Consider the following 22,059-nt stretch of genomic DNA (forward strand, 5'->3'; position numbering starts at 1 on the left):
CGTAAACGACGAACACGAGTCACGAGCACGAGTCACGATCTCACGTCCTCCACGGCTCCACCAGAATCTTGGCGTGGGTGTCGGGTTTGGCCAGCGTGTCAAATGCGCCCGGGACGCCGTCGACACCGACGCGGCCGGTGATCATCGGCGCCACGTCGATGCGGCCATCGGCGATCGCTTGCAGCGTCTGCGCGAATTCCTCCGGCGTGTAGCCGAGCACGAATTGCAGATTGAGTTCCTTGTTGATGCCGAGCATCGGCTTGATGAGGTCATCCTCCATACATACGCCGGCAACGACGATGCGCGCACCGAGTGGTGCTTCGCGCATCACCTGATGCAACAGACCCGGGATGCCGACGCACTCGAAGATGACCGCGGGGCGCATGTTCGCCGCTTCGTTGAAAGCATCGATGGCGCGCCGCTCGGCGGGGTTGACGACCACGTGCGCACCCATGCGCTCGGCCAGCGCGCGGCGCAGGGGCGAGAAGTCCGCCGCGACGATCGGTTCGACCCCTCGCAGCTTGAGCGCCGCGATCACCGCCAACCCCACCGGGCCGCAGCCGATCACCAACGGCGCATCATGGCTCTCCATGCGCGCCTTGTTCACCGCGTGGACTCCGACCGCCATCGGTTCGGTGAGCGCCGCGTGCTCGGTCGCCAGGCCGTTGGGCACGGCCAGCACCATCGCCGACGACAACGTCATCAACTCTCCGTAACCGCCCGGCGCTTCGTTCGAGTAGCCGACGCCTTCCATGCGGCCGCCGCGGAACAGGATCGGCATCGACACCACACGATCGCCCGCGCGCACCGCGCCGCCGGTGTTGGGTCCGTAGTCGACCACCTCGGCGCAGAACTCGTGCCCCATGACGATGTCGCGCGTGATGTCGAGCACGAATAGCGCGCCGGTCTCGCGGGCGATCTCGACCATCTTGTCGGCGTGCTTGAGCGCATGCAGGTCGGAGCCGCAGATACCGCAGGCCAGTGTCTTGACCAGCACCTCTCCTTCCTGCGGTTCCGGATCTGGAACGTGGTCCACCACCAGCTTCGAATTGCGCATCACCGCGGCACGCATCGGCGAGTCTCCTTTCGATCGGCAACCCTACTCGTCGCTTGTGCCACAACTCGATCCGCTCTGCGAGCTGGCGAGCACCGGCACTCTTTCCCATAGGTGTCGCAATGCAGTATGAGAGGGCATAGGGCAGCCACGCATGAGGGTCTTGGTCGTAGAGGACGATGCGGCGACGCGGGCGGTGATCGAGAAAATCCTGCGCGCGCGCGGCCATGAGGTCACGGCGTTCGCCGACGCCGAGAGCGCATGGGCCGTCTATCAGGGCGACACCTATCCGCTCGTCCTGATGGACTGGCTGTTACCCGGTATGGACGGGTTGCAACTGTGCCGGCAGATGCGGGCGACGCCCTTCGGTGACCACAGCATCATCGTGGTGTGCACGACGCGCGATCAGCCCGACGACTTGCACGCCGTGCTCGCCGCCGGGGCGGATGACTATCTGACCAAACCGGTCGATGTCCGCCGCCTCAACGTGCGGCTGAGCATCGCCGAGCGTCAGGTGGAGAATCTCAGCGAGCGCAAACGCGCCGAGGCGCAGATCACCGCGGTGCTGGCGCAACTCGAACACAGCCGCGACGACCTGCTGTCGATCCTCAACGCGCTACGCGTCGGTAGCGCCATTGCCGAACGCGATGGCTCGCTCAGTTTTCTCAGCGAGTCCGCCCGCCGACTACTCGCCGACGGCGACGCCGGCAACCTGGCGCTGCCATGGGAGCGGAGCCTGCCGTTCTCCGCGCATGATGCGGCCGAGTTGAGAGCGATGGCCGCGCGCGCGCCGGCGCACCGTACGAAGGTACCGGTGTGCATCGAAACCGGCGCGCGCCGGCGCTGCTTTCTGGACGTTGAGGTCGTCGACGATCCGCGCGATCCGCAGCGCAAGATTTTCTTTCTCTACGACGTGTCCGAAGTCCACGACCTGCGCCGCTTGCTCGACGAGAAGGCGCAGTTCCGCGACCTCGTCGGCAAGAGCACGCCGATGGTGCAGATGTACCAACTCATCCGTGACCTGGCGCGGGTGGACAGCACGGTGTTGATCGAGGGCGAGACCGGGACTGGCAAGGAGTTGGTGGCCCGCGCGATCCACTACTCCAGCCATCGCGCCGAGAAGCCCTTCATCGCGGTGAATTCGGCCGGCCTCACCGACTCGCTGCTCGCCAGTCAGCTCTTCGGCCACAAGCGTGGCGCCTTCACCGGCGCGTTCGAGGATCACAAGGGCGTGTTCGAGGCGGCCGAGGGCGGGACCATCTTCCTCGACGAAATCGGTGACGTGCCGCTCAACGTGCAGACGAGTTTGCTGCGCGTGCTGCAGGAGCGCGAGATCACGCGACTGGGTGAGTCGAAGCCGCGCAAGGTCGACGTGCGCGTCCTCGCCGCCACCCACCACAACCTGAGCGCCGAAGCCGCCGCCGGGGACTTCCGGCCCGATTTGCTCTACCGCATCCGCGTTGCCCGCGTGCATCCGCCGTCATTGCGCGAGCGACGCGAAGATATTCCGCTGCTGGTCGGCTCGTTCCTCGGGCAAGTCGGTGCAGCCACCGGTAAACCGGTCGAGCAGGTCAGCGCCGCCGCGATGCACGAGTTGATGCAGTACGCATGGCCCGGCAACGTGCGCGAATTGCGCAGCGCGATTGAATTCGCCGTCATCCGCTGTCAAACATCCGTCATCGACGTAACCGACCTGCCTCCCGAGTTGACGCAGCCGCCAGTCCCGCAAATCGCCGCGGCCGGCTTTGGAGTGATCCCTGAAATCGACGAGCGCGAGCGCTTGCTCACGGCGATCCAGAGCGCCAAGGGCAATCGTACCGAAGCCGCTCGCCTGCTGGGAATCAGTCGCGCGACCCTTTACCGCCGGCTCTCGGAACTCCAGGTCGATCCCAAGTAGCCCGTGTCTCGCCCGAGACATGCTGAGACGTTGCTGATGCGCAGCGGCGAGACAGCCGGTATCGGCAACCCCCTTGCTCTTCCAAAAAGGCATTGAGAAAAGGGGGCTGAGGCGTTCCGATCCCCGACGCGATTGTCCCGACCCATTGGCACGGAGCATGCGCTCGCAAGCATCGGAGTAGGATTTGTGACCGAAGAGCTGCCGCCCGCGTTCGTGCTTCGTTTGCCCCCCCCCTCCGCCGACAAGCACGGACGCGGGCGCGCTGATCCGGGGCTAAGGGTTCCCGCCGGCATGACGAGACCGTCTTCACCATTACCCTCATCGACGCCCTTGCGAACGCCATCGCGATGATCCGATGAGTACCGAAGACCGACACAACCTGCCGTGGCTGGCCGCGCGCGTTCGTCTCGCCCTCTCGCTTGGTTTGGCTCTGATTCTCCTCCTGCCTGTCGTCGAATTGGGACGCGGTCGGGCTTCGTTCGCGGGAGCCTTCGCCCCACTCGCGCCGATAGTCGTCGGGGCAACGTTGCTCATTTGCATCTCCGCCGCCTATGAAGCGCGCCGCTATCGCCGCTTCACCTCCACGCTTGATCAGCGCCACGCCACCACCGCCGAGGCACTGCGGGAGCAGGAGGTGCAGCTGCGCAGCGTGTTCGAACACGTGCAGGACATTATCTATCGCACCGATCTGCAGGGGATCGTTCAGATGGTAAGCCCGTCGGTGGAACGCTACGGGTACCGGGTTAACGAACTGCTGGGTCGGGACGTGAACCAGTTGTATGCATATCCGAACGGGCGCGAACAGGTGCTCGAAGCCTTGCGCGACAAGGGCGCCGTGAACGACGTCGAGCTGCTGTTCCGGCGGAGCGATGGAACGCTGATCTCGATGTCGGCAACCGCGCGCCTGCTGCGCGATGAGACGGGCCGCCCGGTCGCCACTGAAGGGATCTTGCGGGATATCTCGGCGCGCAAGATGGCCGACGCGGCCCTCGCCGCCAGTGAGGCGCGGCTGCGAGCGTTGGTTCAGAACTCTTCCGATCTGATCACCATCGTCGACGACGATAGCTCAGTGCGCTACGTCAGCCCCGCAGCCGCACGCATCCTCGGCTACAAGCCGGCACAACTCATCGGCGAGTCCACCGCGCAGCACGTCCACCCCGACGACCGGCAACCGCTGCGCGCACTATTCACGGAACTGCTCAACCACCCCGACCAGGCGCGACGTATCGAATACCGTGTCCGCCACGCGAGCGGATCGTGGGTCCAGGTCGAATCGATCGCCAGCAACCTGCTGCGCGATCCGGCAATCCGCGGGATTGTGCTGAACACGCGCGACGTCACCGACCGCAAGCACAGCGAGAGCGAGCTGCGCACGGCGAAGGAGTCTGCCGAGGTGGCTAACCGCGCCAAGTCGCAGTTTCTCGCCACCGTTAGTCATGAAATCCGCAGCCCGATGAACGCCGTCATCGGCTGGGCCGGCTTGCTGCTAGAGTCCCCGCTGCAACCAGAGCAGCAAGAGTACGCGCAAGGCATTCGGCGAGCGGGTGACGCGCTCCTCGCCATCATCAACGACGTACTCGACTTCTCGAAGATTGAGGCCGGCAAACTCGCGCTCGAGATCACTGACTTCGATCTGCGCCAGGCAATCGACGAGGTGGTTGACTTGGTACTCGCGCCGGCGCAGCGCAAGGGCTTGCAGCTCGCCTCGCTGATCTACCACGACGTGCCACCGCTGTTGCGCGGTGACCCCGGCCGGCTGCGCCAGATCCTCGTCAATCTGCTCGGCAACGCGGTCAAGTTCACCGAACGGGGCGAAGTCATGCTGCGGGTCAAACTCGCGGAGACCCAGGGCGCGAGCACGACGCTGCGCTTTGAAGTCGCGGACACCGGTATCGGTATCGCGCCCGAGGCTCGCGCCCGACTGTTCGAGGCGTTCTCGCAGGCCGACATGTCGACCACGCGCGAGTACGGTGGGACAGGACTCGGTTTGGCGATCAGCAAGCGGTTGACGGAGTTGATGCAGGGCGAGATCGGCGTCGAGAGCCAGGGCGGTGTCGGCAGTACCTTCTGGTTCACCGCCCGATTTCAGACGCAACCGCGGCTGGCGGCCGCGTCGACTCATCCCGCCACTCCGTCCGAGCCAGCCGTTGGGACAGCCGCATGCTACGGGGTGCAACCACGCATCCTCGTGGCCGAAGACAACGCGCTCAACCAACACATCACCGTGCGCATGCTCGAAAAGCTCGGCTATCGCGTCGATGTTGCAGCCAACGGAATTGAAGCGCTGCGCGCCCTCGAACGCGCGGCCTACGTCGCCGTACTCATGGACTGTCAGATGCCAGAACTCGACGGCTTCGAGGCCACCGCAAGAATTCGCGCGCAAGAACAGTCAACCGGTCAGCGCATCCCGATCATCGCCGTCACCACCGGCGCCTTGCCCGGCGATCGCGAGCGCTGCCTCGCGGCCGGCATGGACGACCATGTGCCCAAGCCGGTCACCCGGGATCAGCTGGCGGCCGCCCTGCAGCGGTCGATTCCCCGGCCCATGCCCATCATCGTCGACCCCAGCCGCACCCAAACGCTGCACTGACCCGCACGCAACGCCACCGCCGCCGCCCTATCATCCACGGGCAGCCCACGGAACGCTCCTGTGATAGAGAGAGGCTGTGGGTTACGGCAACTCAACGCTGACGGCCGGGCACGAACATTCCGGCTCCGACATCGAGATCACCGTCCTACTGGCCCGGCGTGTCCGCATCGGCCTGGGGATCATATTACTGTCAAACGCGCTCTTCGCGCTCGCTGATCTGCTCCTGGCAACCAGCCGTCCGGGCGCGTTGCTGATCCTCAAGTTGATCCAGGCGAGTGCGGTGCTCGCCGCCTTCACGGTCGTGCGCCTGCGCCCAACACAGCGCGCCTGGATCGTCGCGAGCACGTTGGCGGCGCTGGCCGTCATCTCGACCGCCACGGCGGTTTCGGGGGTGCTCACCGCCGACGTCGTCACCACCTCTATTCTGTGCCTCGCACTCACGTTGGGAGCCGCAACATTGTTGCCCTGGGGAGTGGTCCCGCAACTCGTCGCCGCCGGCGGCGCGGCGCTGGCGATGCTGTTGAATCTCGTTCTGGTGACCGGCAGCTTTGCCGACGTGTTCAGTTATCCCGCCGTCGGCGTCGCGGTGACGTTGGGCGTGTCGGTGTACGTGTCAGCGGCGTTCGCCCGCGAGCGCGCGGTGACGCAGCGCGCGGCACTTGAGCGCCAGGGCGCCGAAGCCGCACTGCGGGAGAGCGAGGAGCGCTATCGCGACTTGTTTGAGAACGCCAGCGATCTGGTCCAAAGCATCGGCCCCGACGGGCGCTTGCTATACGTCAACAAGGCGTGGCGCGACGGGCTCGGGTACAGCGACGCCGAGTGTCGCACGCTGTCGATCTTCGACGTGATTCACCCCGACTACCACGCGCGCTGTCGCGCGCTGTGCGAGCAAACCGAACGTGGAGACCGCCTGCGCATGGAGGTCGTCTTGGTCGCGAAGGACGGGCGCGACATCCTCACCGAGGGCACCGCGAGCTGCAAATTCGTCGACGGAAAGCCCGCCTTCACTCGCTGTATTCTGCGTGACATCACGGCGCGCAAACACAGCGAGCGGGAGCGCGACCGTTTCTTCGACTTGTCGAGTGACCTGATGGTGACTGGCGGTCTCGACGGCCGCGCCCGGCGGCTCAATCCCGCCTGGGAGCGAACACTAGGCTTTTCGCTCGCAGAGATGTTCGCCACCACGTTGCTCGACTTCGTCCATCCCGACGACCGCGAAGCAACCGGCGCGGCCATGCAGGCGGCGAGCAGCAGCGGGCAAGCCGCGTTCGAGAATCGCTTGCGGTGCCGCGACGGCACCTACCGGTGGATCCAGTGGAAGGCGGCGATCATCGCCGACGAAGCGGTTTTCTACGCCACCGGCCGCGACATCACCGCGCGCCAAGCCGCGGAAGGCGCGCTGCGCGAGAGCGAAGAGCGGCTGCGCGCGATGCTGCAGAACTCCACCGACATGATCGCCGTGACCGGCCTCGACGGCACCTTCCAGTACGTCAGCCCCTCGGTCGAACGCTTGCTGGGCTACCGCCCGGAAGACCTCGTGAGCACACAAGGCTTCGCCTTTATCCACCCGGATGACCGGGAACGCCTGCTCAACGCCTTTGTGCAAGGATTGCAGGACGGTGGCATCGGCGGCCCTTTCGAATATCGCGCGCGCAGCGCGAGCGGCGAATGGGTCTACCTCGAATCGATGGGCAGCAACCTGTTCGACAACCCCGCGATCAAGGGATTCGTCTCGAACAGCCGAATCATCACCGACCGCAAGCGGGCGCAAGACGCCCTCCGCCAAAACGAGGAACTCTACCGCACGGTGGCGCACCACTTTCCCAATGGCTTGGTTGCCCTGTTCGATCAGGATCTGCGCTACACGATGGCGGAAGGCGAGGCACTCGCAACTACCGGCTTGTCGAAGCAGGCGATGGAAGGTCACACCATCTGGGAAGTCTTCCCGCCCGACATTTGCGCGTTGATCGAAGCCCCCTGCCGCGCCGCGCTCAACGGCGGCGCATCGACCTTCGAAGCGACGTTGGCGGGCCGCATCTACACGGTCCACACACTGCCGGTTCGCGACGAGACCGGCGCCGTCGTGTGCGGCATGGCGATGAGCCAGGATATCACCGACATGAAGCATGCGGCCGAAAATCTCCGCCACGCCAAAGAAGCGGCCGAGGCGGCCGACCGCGCCAAGTCGGCGTTCCTTGCCACCATGAGTCACGAGATCCGCACGCCAATGAACGGCGTCATCGGCATGACCAGCCTGCTGCTCGACACGCCGCTCAATGACGACCAGCGCGAATACGCCGACGCGATTCGCGTCTCCGGCGACGCGTTGCTAACGATCATCGACGACATCCTCGACTTTTCGAAGATCGAGGCCGGCAAGCTCGAATTGGAAGAGGTCGACTTCAACCTGCGCGAGCTGGTCGAGGATGTCACCGACCTGTTTGCCGAAGCCGCGCAGCGCAAGGGGCTGGAACTAGTGTCGTTGGTGTATCACGACGTGCCCACCGCGGTGCGCGGCGATCCCGGACGCCTGCGCCAGATCCTCACCAACTTGATCAGCAACGCCATCAAGTTCAGCGAACGCGGCGAAGTGGTGGTGCGCGCCAAACGCGTTGAGGAGAGCGCCACCAATACTGCGATCGGGTTTGTGGTCAGCGACAGCGGCATCGGCATCGCTGCGGATGCGCAAGGACGGCTGTTCCGTCCGTTCTCGCAAGCCGACAGCTCGACCACCCGCAAGTATGGCGGCACCGGGCTGGGGTTGGCGATCTGCAAGCAGCTCAGCGAGCTGATGGGTGGCAGCATCGGCGTCGAAAGCGAGCCGGGGCGCGGCAGCAGTTTCTGGTGCACCGTGCGTCTCAACAAACAAGCCGATGCAGCGACCGCCGTCGTGCCGGCGCCGCGCACCGAGCTGCAAGGTCGCCGCGTCCTCGTCGTCGATGACAACGCCACCAGCCGCGCGGTGCTGCACCGCCAGTTGTCAGGCTGGGGGATATTCACCCGCACCGTCGAGAACGCTGCCGACACGCTGGCGCTACTGCGCAGCGCCGGTGACAACCACGTTCCGTTCGACGTGGCCATTGTTGATGATCCGCTGCAAGGCTGCGATGCGCTCGACCTCGCCCGCACCATCAGGGCCGAACTCGGCAACGGCACGCTCGGGCTCGTGCTACGCACCACTCGGCGCGGCGCGCTCGAAGCTGCTCGGCAAGCCGGATTCAACGCCTGCGTGATCAAACCCACGCGCCAAGCGCAGCTCTACGAGTGTCTCGTATCGATCGGGGCGATGAATCCGGCTGCCCCCACCGTTGCGGCGGCGCAGCCCGTGGTCTCCGCACAGACCGCGGCCGCGACAACGCGCGCGCGCATCCTGGTCGCCGAAGACAACGTGGTCAACCAACGCGTCGCCGTGCGACTGCTCGAACGCCTCGGCTATCGCGCCGACGTCGCGGCCAACGGTCACGAGGCATTCGATGCGCTGGGACGCATTCCGTACGCTGCGGTGCTGATGGATTGCCAGATGCCCGAGCTCGACGGCTTCGAGGCCACCGCGGCGATCCGCGCGCGCGAGGGCGGCACTCAACGGGTCCCGATCATCGCCATGACGGCGAGCGCGCTGAAGGGCGACCGCGAGCGTTGCTTAGCGGCAGGTATGGATGACTACATCGCTAAGCCCATTCAGCCCGACGATCTCGACGCGGCGTTGCAGCGCTGGCTGCGCCCGCGCCCGGCCAGCGTTCCTCTTGGTCGCCCCGCGGTCGCTCTCGCGATGCCAATCGATCGATCAGCGTTGCTTGCGCGCCTCGACGGCGACACCGCTCTCTTGAAGGAAATGACCGCGCTGTTTCTCGGCGACTGCCCGCGGCTGCTGTCCGATCTGCAAGCGGCCGTCGTCAGTGGTGTCGCGCCGCGCATCGAGCGGGCCGCGCACGCGCTCAAAGGCGCGGTGGCCAACTTCGACGCCAAAGCCGCCTACGACGTTGCGTTGCGGCTTGAACGTCTCGCCCGCGCCGGCGATCTGACGCAAGCCGAGGCGCTGTGCGCGGCCCTCGACGCCGAATTGAATCGGTTGCAACCGGCTCTCGCAGCGCTGACGCAATCGGATCGGTAAGCGCGCCGCGCCGCTCAGTCGAGCGTGACTTCTCTCAGATACGCCGCCAGCTCCGCCGCGCTTGGCACCAGCGGTTCAGTCGTACCACCGGCCATGTTGTGGACGCATTGGCCGCTGTTCAACGGGGTCGCCGCGCTCGTTCCCTGTGTTGATCGCACGGTAACGGCGCCCTCGAGATCGCAGATCGCATCGAGGTCGGTGTCGCCCCACAGCACGGTGCCACGCACGCCGGCAACCGCTGTGGGGGTTTGGATCTCGTAGTCGGTCGGCCCGCGGAAGAATTTGGCGATCGCGATCTGGAACCGCCCGGCGAGGACCCGCAATCGTGCCGTGCGCGCGGCAGGTTCGATCCGCATTCGCTCGATCACGACCCGACTCTTTGGACCGATGGCGAGCACGGAATCATCACTGAGCAACAGCTTCACCTTGGCGTGCTCATCCGTCTCAACCGCGTCACCAGCGTTCAGACCATCACCGCGCTTGAGCGGCTCACGCTTCTCGGCGCGCATCACGGTCGGTGATCCGTTGACGGTGACAACCTGAGCGATATCGCTAGCGGCAGCGGACGGGACCCACTTGATCAACAAGATCGCCACAACGATCGTCACCAACCCAACACCGTTCCCTGAAAATGCGCGCATACTCGACCCTCCTGGTTCCGTCTATCTGACAACCACGAATCATGACAAGGCTGCATCGGCAACGTGGCCCATGGTGACCGGTGTAGGGATGCAGCCCTCGTTTGCTCGTTTCGAGGCGGGCGTGTTAAGCATCACCCAGTCGATTTGCAGTTCAGCACGGTCGCCAGAGAGGAGGGCGCCGATGAGACGATCAGTCGTTGCATACGTGCTCGGTATGGCGGTGCTGTGCACCACCGGACGCGTCTGGGGAAACGACGGGCAGCTCGATCGCAGCTTCGGTGCGTCTTACAATCATTCACCCAAGCTTCCGCTTCAATTCGCCGCGGCCCTGGCCCTACAACCCGATGGCAAACTCGTCATCGCCGGCTCAAGCGCGAACGGGAGCCGCTACGATCTAGCGTTGGTGCGCTGCAATTCAGACGGCAGCCTGGATCCCACTTTTGGCACGAACGGCCTCGCCAAGGCACCGCTGGGCAGCACCCGCTACGTCGCGCGTGGCCTCGTGTTGCAATCCGATGGCAAGTTGGTCGTCGGCGGCACAACTGACGGCGTCACGAATGCCGACTTCGCGCTCGCACGCTTCAACGCGGACGGCAGTCTCGATTCGACCTTTGGCGGCACCGGGGTCGTGACCACCGCGATCGGCGCGGCCGACGATGCACTCAACAGTCTCGTCGTGCAATCCGACGGTAAACTCGTCGCGGCCGGCACCGTGTTCGGTGCCAGTCGATCAGACTTTGGACTCGCTCGCTACGCCGCCGACGGTGCGCTCGACGCCACGTTTGGGAATGCAGGCATAGTAACGACGAGTGTCGGGACCGATTTCGCGGCGCTCAGTTCGCTGGCGCTCCAATCTGACGGACGTGTTGTCGCTGCGGGCTGGGCCGGCATTGTGCAAAACGGCACCCTGCGAGCCACCTTCGCACTCGCGCGCTACAACGCAGACGGTGGTCTTGACGCCGCCTTCGGCAACGGCGGGCAAGGGCTGGCTCCGGTCGGATCGGTAAACTCTGCTGCGAACGCTCTCGTCGTGCAACCCGATGGCAAGCTCGTGGCGGCGGGCTTTGACGGCGTGGGTTTCACGCTCGCGCGCTACGACACCGCAGGGAGCTTGGACCCGACCTTTGGCAATGGCGGGAGCGCCACGGCGGGAGGCGGCAGCGGCGCAACGTCGTTGGCGCTCCAGGCCGATGGCAAGTTGATAACCGCCGGGCTTGTCGAAACTGCAGCCGGTTTCGCTATTCGCTTCGTACGCCACAGCAGCGATGGAATCGTCGACGGCGGCTTCGGTAACGGTGGAGTTGCGACCGTCCCGCTGCTCGATTCTTTCTCCGACACACACACCGGCGTCCTCGTGCAGCCAGATGGCAAGCCCGTGGCAGTCGAGATGGACAACGTCGTCCGCTGCAATGCGAATGGGACGCCGGACAACACCTTCGGAATCGCGGGTACAGTGCGGGTTCCAATCGGCTTCAGTTCGCTCGCCTTTGCAGTCGTCGCCCAACCTGACAATCGGCTCGTGGTCGCCGGCATATCCTATGCCGATCACTCCTCTGCGGGTGCCGCCGATGCCATTGCTCTTGCTCGTTTCGAGGTCGATGGCACTCTCGATGCCACGTTCGGGAACGCTGGTGTCGTGACCACCGTCATCGGCACCGGCGCCTCGGCCAACGCCTTGGTGCGCCAACCGGATGGGAAACTGACGGTCGCGGGCAGCTCGGGTAGCACCGGCGTCTTCACACTTGTCCGCTACAATGCGGCCGGGGGGCTCGATAGCAGTTTCGGTACGAGCGGGATCGTGACTACGTCAATCGGCCAGGCGTCCCACGCCACCGCGCTCGTCATCCATCCCAGTGGCAAACTCACCTGCGCTGGGTACACCGAGCATGCCGACGGAGCGGACTTTGCCGTCTCGCGCTACAACCCTGACGGCAGCCTCGATCCCACCTTCGGCACTGGGGGGATAGTGACGACGCCGATCGGCGCAGGCTACACGTATGGATCCGCTCTCGCGCGACAATCCGATGGCAAGGTGATCGTGGCTGGAGCTTCATTCGATCCCAATTTCGAAAGTTCGATGCTCGCGCTGGCGCGCTACACGACCGATGGTAGCCTCGACACGACCTTTGGCGATGGTGGTATCGTCACTACCTCGATTACTGGCATGGACGCGGCGAGCGCACTCGTTCTGCAACCAGACGGCAAGCTGGTCGTTGTGGGCTACTCGTCGGTCGGGGAGACGAGCTACACGGAAGTCGTCCGTTACGACCCGCAGGGCCTGCTCGACGCCACCTTCGGCAACGGCGGTGTCGTGACCACTTTGATCGAGGAGAGCAGCGGCGCCGCCGCAGTTGCGTTGGACCCGGACGGCCGGATTGTCGTGGCTGGCAACGCCTGGGACGGGAGCAGTTCGCTGTTTGCACTCGCGCGCTATGACGTCAACGGCGGTCTCGACTCCACTTTCGGCGATGCCGGGGTTGTCACGACACGGATTGCCGGGAGCAATCTGAGCGGCAGTACGAACGATGCTTTCTCGTTGATCCGAATGCCGGACGGCAAACTGGTAACCGCAGGCGCCTCGGCGCGTCCCTACAGTCGCTTCGCGATCGCGCTGGCGCGTTACGAGGGCTCTCTGGCTGGCAATCTCATTCCCGGGCGAGGTGCCGCGACCGGCGAGTGCCTTACCGAATGGATGGTGTTGAATACTCGCAACCCACCGACGCGCGACCGTAGCGGTCGGATCGTCGGCGCGCAGACTTGCATCGACAACGATCCGTCGTGCGACTTCGATGGTGGAACGTTGGGCAGTTGTACGTTCAACGTGTCGGTGTGTGCCCGCGTAGCCGATCCGTCGCTTCCGAAGTGCGCACCATCCGCATTGGCAAGCTATGATGTGTTGTTGCCATCAACGCGTGAAGCGCAGCGGCGAGCGGGCGCGGCCACCCTGCGCACCGCGCTGTCGCGGGCCGCGGCGAGCGTGATGACTAACGACAACAGCCGATGCTCGCACCTAATCGACGTGGTCGTTCCGCTCGGCATCACGCAGACCGGATTCCGCCTCGGACGACAGGTGCTCATGAGCCGCGCGAAAGCGGGCACGAACATCAGCGACCTCGATCTGATCACGTTTACGTGCAAGCCCTGAAGGCGACCGTATCACTCTTCCTGGTAAAGCGACCGGCCAGCGCTCGGTCACTCACACGCGATCGGCCTGCGTCAGCGCATCGACCCGACTAAAATACGTTGCGAGCGCCGGACGTCGTTGCAAGACTTGCTTGCCGATGGTCGAGTCGCCGATGCACTCGGCTTGGCAGCAGATGGCGATGTCGGCCAGCGTGAGGGTGTTGCCGACGACGAAGCCGGTTGCGCGCTGGAGATCTTCGATCGCGCCGAACAAGCGGTCAACGTCCTCGGCCAGTTGCGCCGCCGACTTGCGTCCGATGCCTTGCGTCGTAGTGGTCGATTTGAACATCTCGCGCAGCATCGGCGCCATCGCCTCGACCATTTCCTTCGGCGCATCGCCGAGCAGCTTGCCGACGTTGGCCGCGAAGTCTTGCTCGCCAAAGCGGGTCGTCATCTCGTAGAAGTAGAGCGACTCGTCGGCCCAGTCTTCGAGCGCGAGCACCAGCGCGCGCTGCGCCGGATCGGACGGAATCAGCGCCGGCCTCGGATAGCGCCGCTCCAATTCCAGTGCAATGTTGGTCGAGTCGGCGATGACCGTACCGTCAATCTCGATGAACGGCAGCTTGCCGGTGGAATTCTTCTCGCGAATCGACCCGACCTCGGCGAGCGGCCACTCGCGAATCGCGAACGAGATCTGCTTGTACCGCAACACGCGGCGGATCTTGTCGCAGTACGGCGACACAGCGAATTGCGAAAGTGTGATCATCCAATGCGTCCCTTCTGCCCTCTACCTACTGCCTACTGCTTCTTGCTTCGACTTCACGAACAACGCTTCCGCTCCCTGTTCGAAGAGGGCGAAGCGTGGGTCCTTGGTTTGACCAAGATGGTAGCGGTGGTAGATCTGCTGCAGCACCACCGCCATCTTGAACAGTCCGAAGACGTAGTAATACGGTAGCGTGCTAACATCGACGCCGCGCCGCTGGCCGTAGCGTGCCACCGCTTCACCACGAGTCATGAAGCCGGGCACCATCGAGGGCATGGTCACCTGTCCCGAGTCGGGGAGTCCGTCGCCGGCTTCGAGCCACGCGGTGAGCAACGTGCCGAGATCGGCGAGCGGATCGCCGAGCGTGCACATGTCCCAATCGAACACCGCCTCGCACTCGGGCGAGTTGGACTTGAGCATCATGTTGTCGAGGCGCCAGTCGTTGTGCAGGAGCGTCGCCAGCGGCGATGCCGGCAAGTGCTCGTTCAACCAGCGACACATCTCGTCGGCCACCGGCATCTCTCTGGTTTTCGCACGCTGATAGCGCGCCATCCAGCCATCGATCTGACGGCGCATGAATCCCTCGGGTTTGCCGATCGTGTCCAAGCCGACCGCACGCGGATCGACCTGATGCAGGTCGGCCAGTGTGTCGATGATGACCTCACTGATGCGCCGATTGATCGCCGCGTCCTTGCCGCTGCCAAACGCGGCCGGAATGCTGCGCCGCACGACAATGCCGTGGCGGCGCTCCATCACAAAAAACGGCGCGCCGATGATCGCCGGATCTTCGCAGTACACATACGCCCGCGGGGCGAGGGGATACTCCTTATAGAGCACGGACAGCGCACGGTACTCGCGCCCCATGTCGTGCGCTCCGGGGGCGACCGGACCGATCGGTGGCCGCCGCAGCACGTACTCAACCTCGCCGTAGCGCAGGCAGTAGGTCAGGTTCGCGTGCCCGCCGGCGAACTGGATCACTTCCAACGATCGGTCGGAGTGGGGCAGCTTGCCTCTCAGATACTCCGCCAGACGCGCGTGATCGAAATCTTCGCCGTCACGAATCGCGATCGTCTCGGGCGGATCGGCAGGTTGGGTCTGCTTGTTGGCTTCCATGGCGTCTCAGTGCTGGGCCCGCCCTACGGTCTCCTAGTCCACTCCCGATTCACGATTCACCACTCACGATTCACGCCTCACGCCCCTTCATCGCATAGATGCGCGTGACTTCGATGTCCAGCACCACCGTGCGGCGCGGGCCACCGCTGGCGCCGGTACGGGTGTCGCGCAGACTATCTGTGACTTCACGTGCACGGCCGTAGACGATCGCGGCGGCGCCATTCGACCCCCACGTCGTCAGCGCCACTTTGGGATTGTCGCGCAGATCGCGGCGGCGCACCGCCGTCTCGAAGATCGTCGAGCGCAGTCGTCCGTTGACGAACTCAGCGTGGACCGGCGCGATATGCGGTGCGTGCGTGTTGCCGACGGTTGCCATCGCCTTCATCCGCGTCCCGTTCCAGAACGCCACGAATTCGGCCGCCGTCATCTCACGCTCCGGGCGCGCGAACGTATCGCGCACCGCGTGGCCGGCAGTCTTGCGGCTGCGCTCGATCACCCGCCGAATCCGCGCCAGCGCCTTCGCCGGCCAATTGGCCGGATCGCGTTCATCGGATGATACGGGTTCAGTGCTCATGTGATTGGACTACGCACTACGCGCGCTTCCCCTCATACTGCGCCAGTATCCGCCGCGCGACGACCATCTTGTGGACTTCGTCCGGACCGTCGTAGATGCGGGCGAAGCGGGCTTGGCGATAGAACATCGACAACGGATGATCTTCGGTCACGCCGGCGGCGCCGAAAATTTGGATCGCTTTGTCGACCACGCTGTGCAGCACCTTGGCGCCGAAAAATTTGATCAGCGAAATCTCCTCGCGCGCGCCGCTGGCGCCGGCGGTGTCGATCTTCCAGGCCGCGTGCAATGTCATCAGCCGCGCGGCTTGAATGTCGGCGCGCGCCTCGGCGATCCAGTCCTGAATGTTGGCTTTGCGCGACAGCGTGCTGCCAAACATTTCGCGCTGCGTCGCGTATTGGCACATCATCTCGAAGGACCGCTGCGCGACGCCCAGCCAACGCATACAGTGATGAATGCGACCGGGGCCGAGGCGCTCCTGAGCGATGGCAAAGCCCATGCCCTCGCCGCCGAGCCGGTTGGTCACCGGCACGCGGCAGTCCTCGTACCAGATCTCGGCGTGGTGGTTGTCGTAGTCGCCCATCACCGGAACGCCGCGGGCGATCTTGAACCCAGGCGTATCGGTCGGGACGATGATCTGACTGAAGCGCAGATACGGATTCTCCTGCTCCGGGTTGGTCATCGCCATGACGATGGCAAAGGACGAACCGTGAGCACCGCTGGTGAACCACTTGTGACCGTCGATGACGTAGTGATCGCCGTCGCGTTTCGCGGTGGTGCGCAGCAGGCGGGGATCGGAGCCGGCGACTTCCGGCTCCGTCATCGAGAAGCAACTGCGGATGTCGCCGTCGACCAACGGTTTGAGCCAGCGCGCCTTCTGTTCATCCGTGCCGAGGCGCCACAAGATCTCGGCGTTGCCGGAGTCGGGCGCTTGCGAGCCCATGCAGACGGGAGCCGCCGGACAGCGACCGAGGATCTCGTTGACGAACACGTAGTGCATGAACGGCAGATCGGCGCCGCCCGCTTCCTTCGGCAGATGGAACGCCCAGTATCCGGCGGCCTTCGCCTTCGCTTGCACCGCCTTGATCGCCGGCGGATACGCCGGGCCGCCGACCTCCATGGTCCACCCTTCATGCGAGCGTTCGAGCGGGTACACATGCTCGTCCATGAAGCCCCGGATATTGGCGCACAACTGGTCAACCTCGGCCGGTACCGCAAAGTCCATCGCTCACTCCTTGGATTGGTCTCGTTCGATCGTCACGCTGAGCGTCGGACGCTTCGCGCTGAGTCGATCTCCTATTTCACCTTCTCCAGTGCCGCGTCCATGCTGGTGAGGATCGAAGCGGGGTTCTTCTCGTCGTAGAAATATTTGTACTGGTCGCGGGGCGCGTGGATGTCAGCGAGTGTGCCGTTCGACGACAGAAAGAACGTCCGCGGAATATACCCCCCGTCGGGCGCATACTTCTGACTGAGTTCCTTGTTCTGGTCGCCGTCGACATGGATCATCACGAAGTGCTTCGACTGCTCGGCGACTTTCGGGTCGTGGAACACGCCGCTGTAGTTCTTGCAGTGCGGACACCACTCGGTGAAGAAAATGAGGCAGATCGGCTTTTTCGATTTCTTGGCTTGGGCGAGGCCCGCCTCGTACGACTGCCACGGAATCTGCGCATCGTTCCAGTCATGCGCGCTAGCCGGCACGGCAACCGCCAACACGGCCAACACGGCGGCGAACACATGCATCATCGCTGTTTTCGTCATGACACCTCCACTCGTGGCCCGTGTTTGTAGCCGAGAGCGGGCGGGTTTGAAACCCGTCTCTACGCGTTGGCCGCGAGGGCGGCGAATGAAATCGCCGACAGCTTGCGCGTCGCCACCACGGAGTACACGCAGGCAACGCGGCCGTCCGGGGTGAGATCACAGAGAAAGACAATGCGCGGCGGTTCGCCGGGTTTGCCGGTCGGCATCTCACCGACCAGCGCCGGGAGGCCGTTGATCATGCGGGCTTCGAAGCGGGCAGTCGGCATGCGCCGGCGCCAAATGTTCCAGTGAAATTGCGTGACCCGGTCGCGACCCACGAGCGGCTTGCGCGCGGCGAAGAACTCACCGCCACCGTCGCTGAGTGCGCGCACCGAGTCGGCGAGCATCGCCTCGATCGAAGCGACGTCACCCGACAACAACGAGGTCATGAACTGCCCCAGGACCTCGCGCGTCCGTTCCTGCAGCGCGCGGGTCGGGACGCAGCGATTGCGATCGTAGGCGTGCATCGCGCGCCGCGCGCGATGATGCGTGGTCTTCACGTTGGGCTCGGACATGCCGAGCGCGTCGCTGGTCTCACGCACCGAGTAGTCGAACACGTCGCGCAGCAGCAGCACCGCGCGTTGCTGCGGCGTCAGCACTTCGAGCGCGAGCAAGAACGCGAACGACACGCTCTCCAACAGATCGTAGCGCCCCTCGGTCGTCTGCTCGCCGGCAAGCGTCGGTTCAAACGACGGCGGCGAGGCTTCGTCACCGGTCTCGATCGGCGCGGGCAACCACGGTCCGACGTACGTGCGCCGCTTGCGTCGGCGCAGCAGATCGCGTCCAAGATTCATCGCCACCCGCACCAGCCACGGCCGCCACGGCTCGTCGGTGCGCGCCGGCGGATGCTCCATTACGCGCACGAACGTTTCCTGCAGCAGGTCGTCGGCGTCGGCGGCGCTCCCGGTCATGCGGTAGCACAGCCCCCACACAAAGCGCTCGTGAACCTTGAAGAGATCTTCGAGAATTGGCGAGGCGAGCGTGCTCATGCGGGAGGTTTCTACTGTTCACGTCAATCAGTAATCACGCAGCAATCACCCATCGGTCACGCGGCGACGCGCAGCGGTCGCGTTTGCGCGACAAGTTCTGCCGCCCGCTTCGCGCTCGCCAGACTGGTATCAGCCAGCAGACCTTCCGCGCCGACCCAATCACCGACGACGTAGAGGTTCTTCACATCCAGCACTGCGGGTCCGGGCCGGCCCGCCACGCCACCCTGCGCCGCCGTGGTGAGTCCATTGCATACCACCATGCTGGGCAAGAATCGGCGTTCCACCAACGCGTCGCGCCAGCCCGGCTGCACGAGGTCGAGTAGGGCTTCGAGTTCGCGTTCGTCAGACTTTGGATCGAAGGCAGCATCACCCGGCAAGTACTTGGCCACGTGAATCGTGGCACCGCCCGGTGCGGCCAGCTTGGCGAACGCCGAATGAACCGACAGATACCACGGCTGATCGATTCCGAGAGCGAAGGTTGCGCGCGGTTGCGGCAAGCGGTTGAGCGCGACATCGAGACACGCCGCCGTCACCGGAATCGCCGCGTCCGCCCATTCCCGTAGCGAACGGCTTGCACCGTTGAGCAACCCAGCGGCGTCGCCTGGGCTGGTCGCGAGGATGACGGCACCGGCCGCATGCCGAGTGTCGTCCGCGAGCCGCACGCCGCACGCGCCATCGTCCTGCTCGACCGCGGCAACGCGTGCACCCGCAACAATCTTCACCCCCGCCGCCTCCGCGGCCAGACGCAAACCATCGACCAGCGTCTGCCACCCGCCGTCGAGGTAGTGCACGTTGCCCGCGAGAGCCATCTGCAATTGCGCCACAGCGACGCCGGCACTTTGCCGCGTGGGATCATTGGCATAGGTCGACAAGCGAAACAGCGCCTGCACCAGGCGGCGCACCTCGGGATGGCGAATGCTGCGGTCGAGCCATCCGCGCACGGTCTCGTGCCGAATAGCCGCCGCGTCGATCTTACCGATCGTGCCGAGCAGTCTGGCGGTTTCGAACTTCGCTGCGAGGCCGAACAGCCCGGTGCTCAGCAACGAGACAAATCCGCCGGGCAGCGCGTGTTTGGCACCGCGGTCGATCGCGTAGCCACCCGACGCGCTGGGCGTGCCGGCGGTGAAGGCCACGCCTAGTTCGCGCAGCACCTTTGCACCCGCTCCGCCCTTGTAGAGCGCGTGCGGGCCGATGTTGAACCGGTAGTCGCCCTTCACATGCGTCGCGGCGCGGCCGCCGAGCGTGCGCGCCTTCTCGAACAACGCCACAGAGCGACCAGCGCGGGCGAGATAGGTTGCGGCCGTCAGACCCGCCAATCCGCCCCCGACCACGACGACATCACAGTCTGTCTTTGGCATGTCGATCTCCTCCTCGACCCTATCACGTTCCTGAGCCGGAAAAGGTTACAGCATCTAGGATGTCCGGTCCCCTGTAGGGGCGACGCATGCGTCGCCGAGCGAATTGATGTGTTCATTGCGGAGAAGACGGAGGGCGATGCATGCATCGCCCCCTACGCTTCTGAGAAGCGCAACGAGCGGCAGGCTCCAACGACGGCGCGGCTGACTTGGCTACTTCGCCTCGTCTTTCTTCTTGGTCAGCTCGATGTCGATCGTGATCTCGAGCTCGTTGCCGACGACCAACCCACCGTTGTCCAGCGACTTGCTCCAAGCCACGCCGAAGTCCTGGCGATTGATTTTGGTGCGGGCCACGCCGCCGAGCTTCACGTTGCCGAACGGGTCGGTGAACGGCTTCGGCGAGCCTTCGACATCGAGCGTGACTTCCTTCGTCACGCCACGAATTGTCAGGTCGCCCTTCACAATGAACGTATCGTCGGCCAGCTTGGTCACTTCCTTCGATTTAAACGTGATCGTTGGGTACTGCTTCACATCGAGGAAGTCGGCACCGCGCAAATGTTCGTCGCGCTTCGGTTCACGCGTCTCGATCCCAGTGACGTCGATGGTGGCGGTGACCGATGACTTCGTCACGTCGGTCTCGTCGAGTTGCACCGCTCCGCTCACCTTGCCGAGGTGGCCGCGCACGGTGGAGACCATCAAATGCCGCACGGCGAATTCCGCGTTGGTGTGCGCCGGATCGATGTCGAACGTCGCGGCTCGCGCGCCCGCTGATGCCACAACTCCCGCGATCACTATCGCCACTAGCACTGCACGCTGCATCTGCTTTGCACAAGAGAGCCCGCCAGTGGATTCGTCATACCGGCGAAAGCCGGTATCCAGTCGGAGGCGTGGGGTTCGGGCCTGGATTCCGGCTTTCGCCGGAATGACGAGCAGGGAGATCGTTCGAATTTCGTGCAAAGCCCGCTGCATCACTGGTCCTCCTCGGAAATGGAATGTGGCCGGAAACAAGTGTCCGCGCAAGCGACCACACTCAGGGCTGGGGTATGCCGGGTGTTGGCAGAATCGTCGTCGGCATCGCGCTGGGCTCGAGACCCAACGCGATCAGCAGTTTCGACAGCGCGTGAAAGAGGCCGACGCCGAGGGCCAACTCGACGATCTGCGGATCACTGAAGTGGTGCTGCAATGCCGCTTGCAGTTCCGGGCCCACCCGCCGCGGATCGCTGAGCAACGCGTCGGTGAAGCGGAGCGTAACTTTGTCGCGATCGCTCAACGGCGACTGCTCGTAGCCGTCGTCTATGTGATCCACCTGCGCCTCCGACAATCCCTGCTCACGCGCCACGGCGAAGCGGACGTTGCGTCACAAGCCGCAGTTGGTGACACGCGCATTCCGAATGCGCGCCATCTCCTTGGCCCGATGGTCCAGCACACCGTGGCTCCAGAACTCGCGGTAGAGTTTCCAGAACGCGTCATTGAGCGCCGGCACGTGGCTCAGCGCGGAACCCGACTCGGAGACTGTAATCCGCGGCTGCGTCGACATCGTGGCTCTAGTAGATCATGCCGTGCGCCGAGGCCGGGGCATCGACAGTCACCGGCTTTGGCACGACGCCCAGCGCCAGGCGCACGCGGCACTGCGCATCGAACAAGCCGAGTGCGAGCATCAGCGCCACGGTCTGTGCGTCGCTGAGATGCTGGCGCACCGCGGCGACGTCTTCGTCACTGACATCGTGCACCTGCCCGCACATCTTGTCGGCGATGGTAAGCGCGGCGCGCTCGCAGGCCGTGAAACAATCCGCCGTGTGCCAGTCATCGAGCGCTACGATCTGCGCCGCGGTCACGCCCGCAGTGGCGTGGCGGATGCCGCGCTCGGCCTCGCAGTCGTGCCATGACGCGATCCGCAAACGACACAACTCGAGCAGCGCCGGCGGCACCAGCGGGTCGGCCCACAACTTGCCGTAGAGGTCGCGATAGAGACTGAGGAGTTCAGGCCGCAGACCGAGCACACCTTCGAATGGAGTCGGCACCTCGGTCGCACTGCGAAGCCAAGACATGATCGCA

The 22,059-nt window shown here is 64.6% G+C and carries 17 protein-coding genes; 4 read left to right on the forward strand and 13 right to left on the reverse strand.

The annotated features are described in order from the left end of the window. Positions 1–40: 40 nt before the first annotated feature. On the reverse strand, positions 41–1,072 hold the full coding sequence (locus HYR72_04490; protein ID MBI1814212.1) for a zinc-binding dehydrogenase: 1,032 nt from the start codon (positions 1,070–1,072) through the stop codon (positions 41–43). A 136-nt stretch (positions 1,073–1,208) separates the two neighbouring features. Here HYR72_04490 and HYR72_04495 point away from each other — a divergent pair, with 136 nt between their 5' ends. The 3 genes from HYR72_04495 to HYR72_04505 all read left to right on the forward strand — a co-directional run bounded on the left by HYR72_04495 (position 1,209) and on the right by HYR72_04505 (position 9,652). Beyond that, a complete protein-coding gene (locus HYR72_04495) occupies positions 1,209–2,951 on the forward strand; it encodes a sigma-54-dependent Fis family transcriptional regulator (GenBank protein ID MBI1814213.1) in 1,743 nt (580 codons plus the stop codon). Between the two features lie 355 nt (positions 2,952–3,306). Further along, on the forward strand, positions 3,307–5,541 hold the full coding sequence (locus HYR72_04500) for a PAS domain S-box protein (protein MBI1814214.1): 2,235 nt from the start codon (positions 3,307–3,309) through the stop codon (positions 5,539–5,541). A 76-nt stretch (positions 5,542–5,617) separates the two neighbouring features. Next, entirely contained in the window at positions 5,618–9,652 is a 4,035-nt protein-coding gene (locus HYR72_04505; protein MBI1814215.1) for a PAS domain S-box protein, read from the forward strand. A gap of 14 nt (positions 9,653–9,666) precedes the next feature. Here HYR72_04505 and HYR72_04510 read toward each other — a convergent pair whose 3' ends face one another. Further along, positions 9,667–10,293: a FecR domain-containing protein gene (locus HYR72_04510; protein ID MBI1814216.1), complete on the reverse strand. Its 627-nt coding sequence runs from the start codon at positions 10,291–10,293 to the stop codon at positions 9,667–9,669. A 181-nt stretch (positions 10,294–10,474) separates the two neighbouring features. Here HYR72_04510 and HYR72_04515 point away from each other — a divergent pair, with 181 nt between their 5' ends. Next, positions 10,475–13,438: a hypothetical protein gene (locus HYR72_04515; GenBank protein ID MBI1814217.1), complete on the forward strand. Its 2,964-nt coding sequence runs from the start codon at positions 10,475–10,477 to the stop codon at positions 13,436–13,438. Between the two features lie 51 nt (positions 13,439–13,489). Here the strand turns inward: HYR72_04515 and HYR72_04520 are convergent, their stop codons facing one another. The 11 genes from HYR72_04520 to HYR72_04570 form a co-directional block, all read right to left on the reverse strand. Beyond that, a complete protein-coding gene (locus tag HYR72_04520) occupies positions 13,490–14,182 on the reverse strand; it encodes a glutathione S-transferase family protein (GenBank protein MBI1814218.1) in 693 nt (230 codons plus the stop codon). Positions 14,183–14,203: 21 nt separating this feature from the next. Beyond that, positions 14,204–15,292, reverse strand: a complete 1,089-nt coding sequence (locus HYR72_04525) for a phosphotransferase family protein (protein MBI1814219.1) — start codon at positions 15,290–15,292, stop codon at positions 14,204–14,206. Positions 15,293–15,362: 70 nt separating this feature from the next. After that, positions 15,363–15,866: a pyridoxamine 5'-phosphate oxidase family protein gene (locus tag HYR72_04530; protein MBI1814220.1), complete on the reverse strand. Its 504-nt coding sequence runs from the start codon at positions 15,864–15,866 to the stop codon at positions 15,363–15,365. Between the two features lie 16 nt (positions 15,867–15,882). Continuing rightward, on the reverse strand, positions 15,883–17,088 hold the full coding sequence (locus HYR72_04535; protein MBI1814221.1) for an acyl-CoA dehydrogenase family protein: 1,206 nt from the start codon (positions 17,086–17,088) through the stop codon (positions 15,883–15,885). A gap of 71 nt (positions 17,089–17,159) precedes the next feature. Beyond that, complete coding sequence (locus HYR72_04540) at positions 17,160–17,621, reverse strand: thioredoxin family protein (GenBank protein ID MBI1814222.1); 462 nt, start codon at positions 17,619–17,621, stop codon at positions 17,160–17,162. Between the two features lie 59 nt (positions 17,622–17,680). Further along, complete coding sequence (locus HYR72_04545; protein MBI1814223.1) at positions 17,681–18,649, reverse strand: sigma-70 family RNA polymerase sigma factor; 969 nt, start codon at positions 18,647–18,649, stop codon at positions 17,681–17,683. 56 nt (positions 18,650–18,705) lie between these two features. Then, entirely contained in the window at positions 18,706–20,007 is a 1,302-nt protein-coding gene (locus tag HYR72_04550; protein MBI1814224.1) for an NAD(P)/FAD-dependent oxidoreductase, read from the reverse strand. A 210-nt stretch (positions 20,008–20,217) separates the two neighbouring features. Further along, positions 20,218–20,823, reverse strand: a complete 606-nt coding sequence (locus HYR72_04555; protein ID MBI1814225.1) for a polyisoprenoid-binding protein — start codon at positions 20,821–20,823, stop codon at positions 20,218–20,220. 211 nt (positions 20,824–21,034) lie between these two features. After that, on the reverse strand, positions 21,035–21,310 hold the full coding sequence (locus HYR72_04560) for a hypothetical protein (protein MBI1814226.1): 276 nt from the start codon (positions 21,308–21,310) through the stop codon (positions 21,035–21,037). A gap of 51 nt (positions 21,311–21,361) precedes the next feature. Then, positions 21,362–21,541, reverse strand: a complete 180-nt coding sequence (locus tag HYR72_04565) for a hypothetical protein (GenBank protein ID MBI1814227.1) — start codon at positions 21,539–21,541, stop codon at positions 21,362–21,364. Positions 21,542–21,548: 7 nt separating this feature from the next. After that, positions 21,549–22,052 (reverse strand): carboxymuconolactone decarboxylase family protein, encoded by a 504-nt coding sequence (locus tag HYR72_04570; protein ID MBI1814228.1) that lies wholly within the window; start codon positions 22,050–22,052, stop codon positions 21,549–21,551. Positions 22,053–22,059 lie beyond the last annotated feature (7 nt).

Source organism: Deltaproteobacteria bacterium, assembly GCA_016178705.1.
Lineage (GTDB): Bacteria > Desulfobacterota > Binatia > HRBIN30 > JACQVA1 > JACOST01.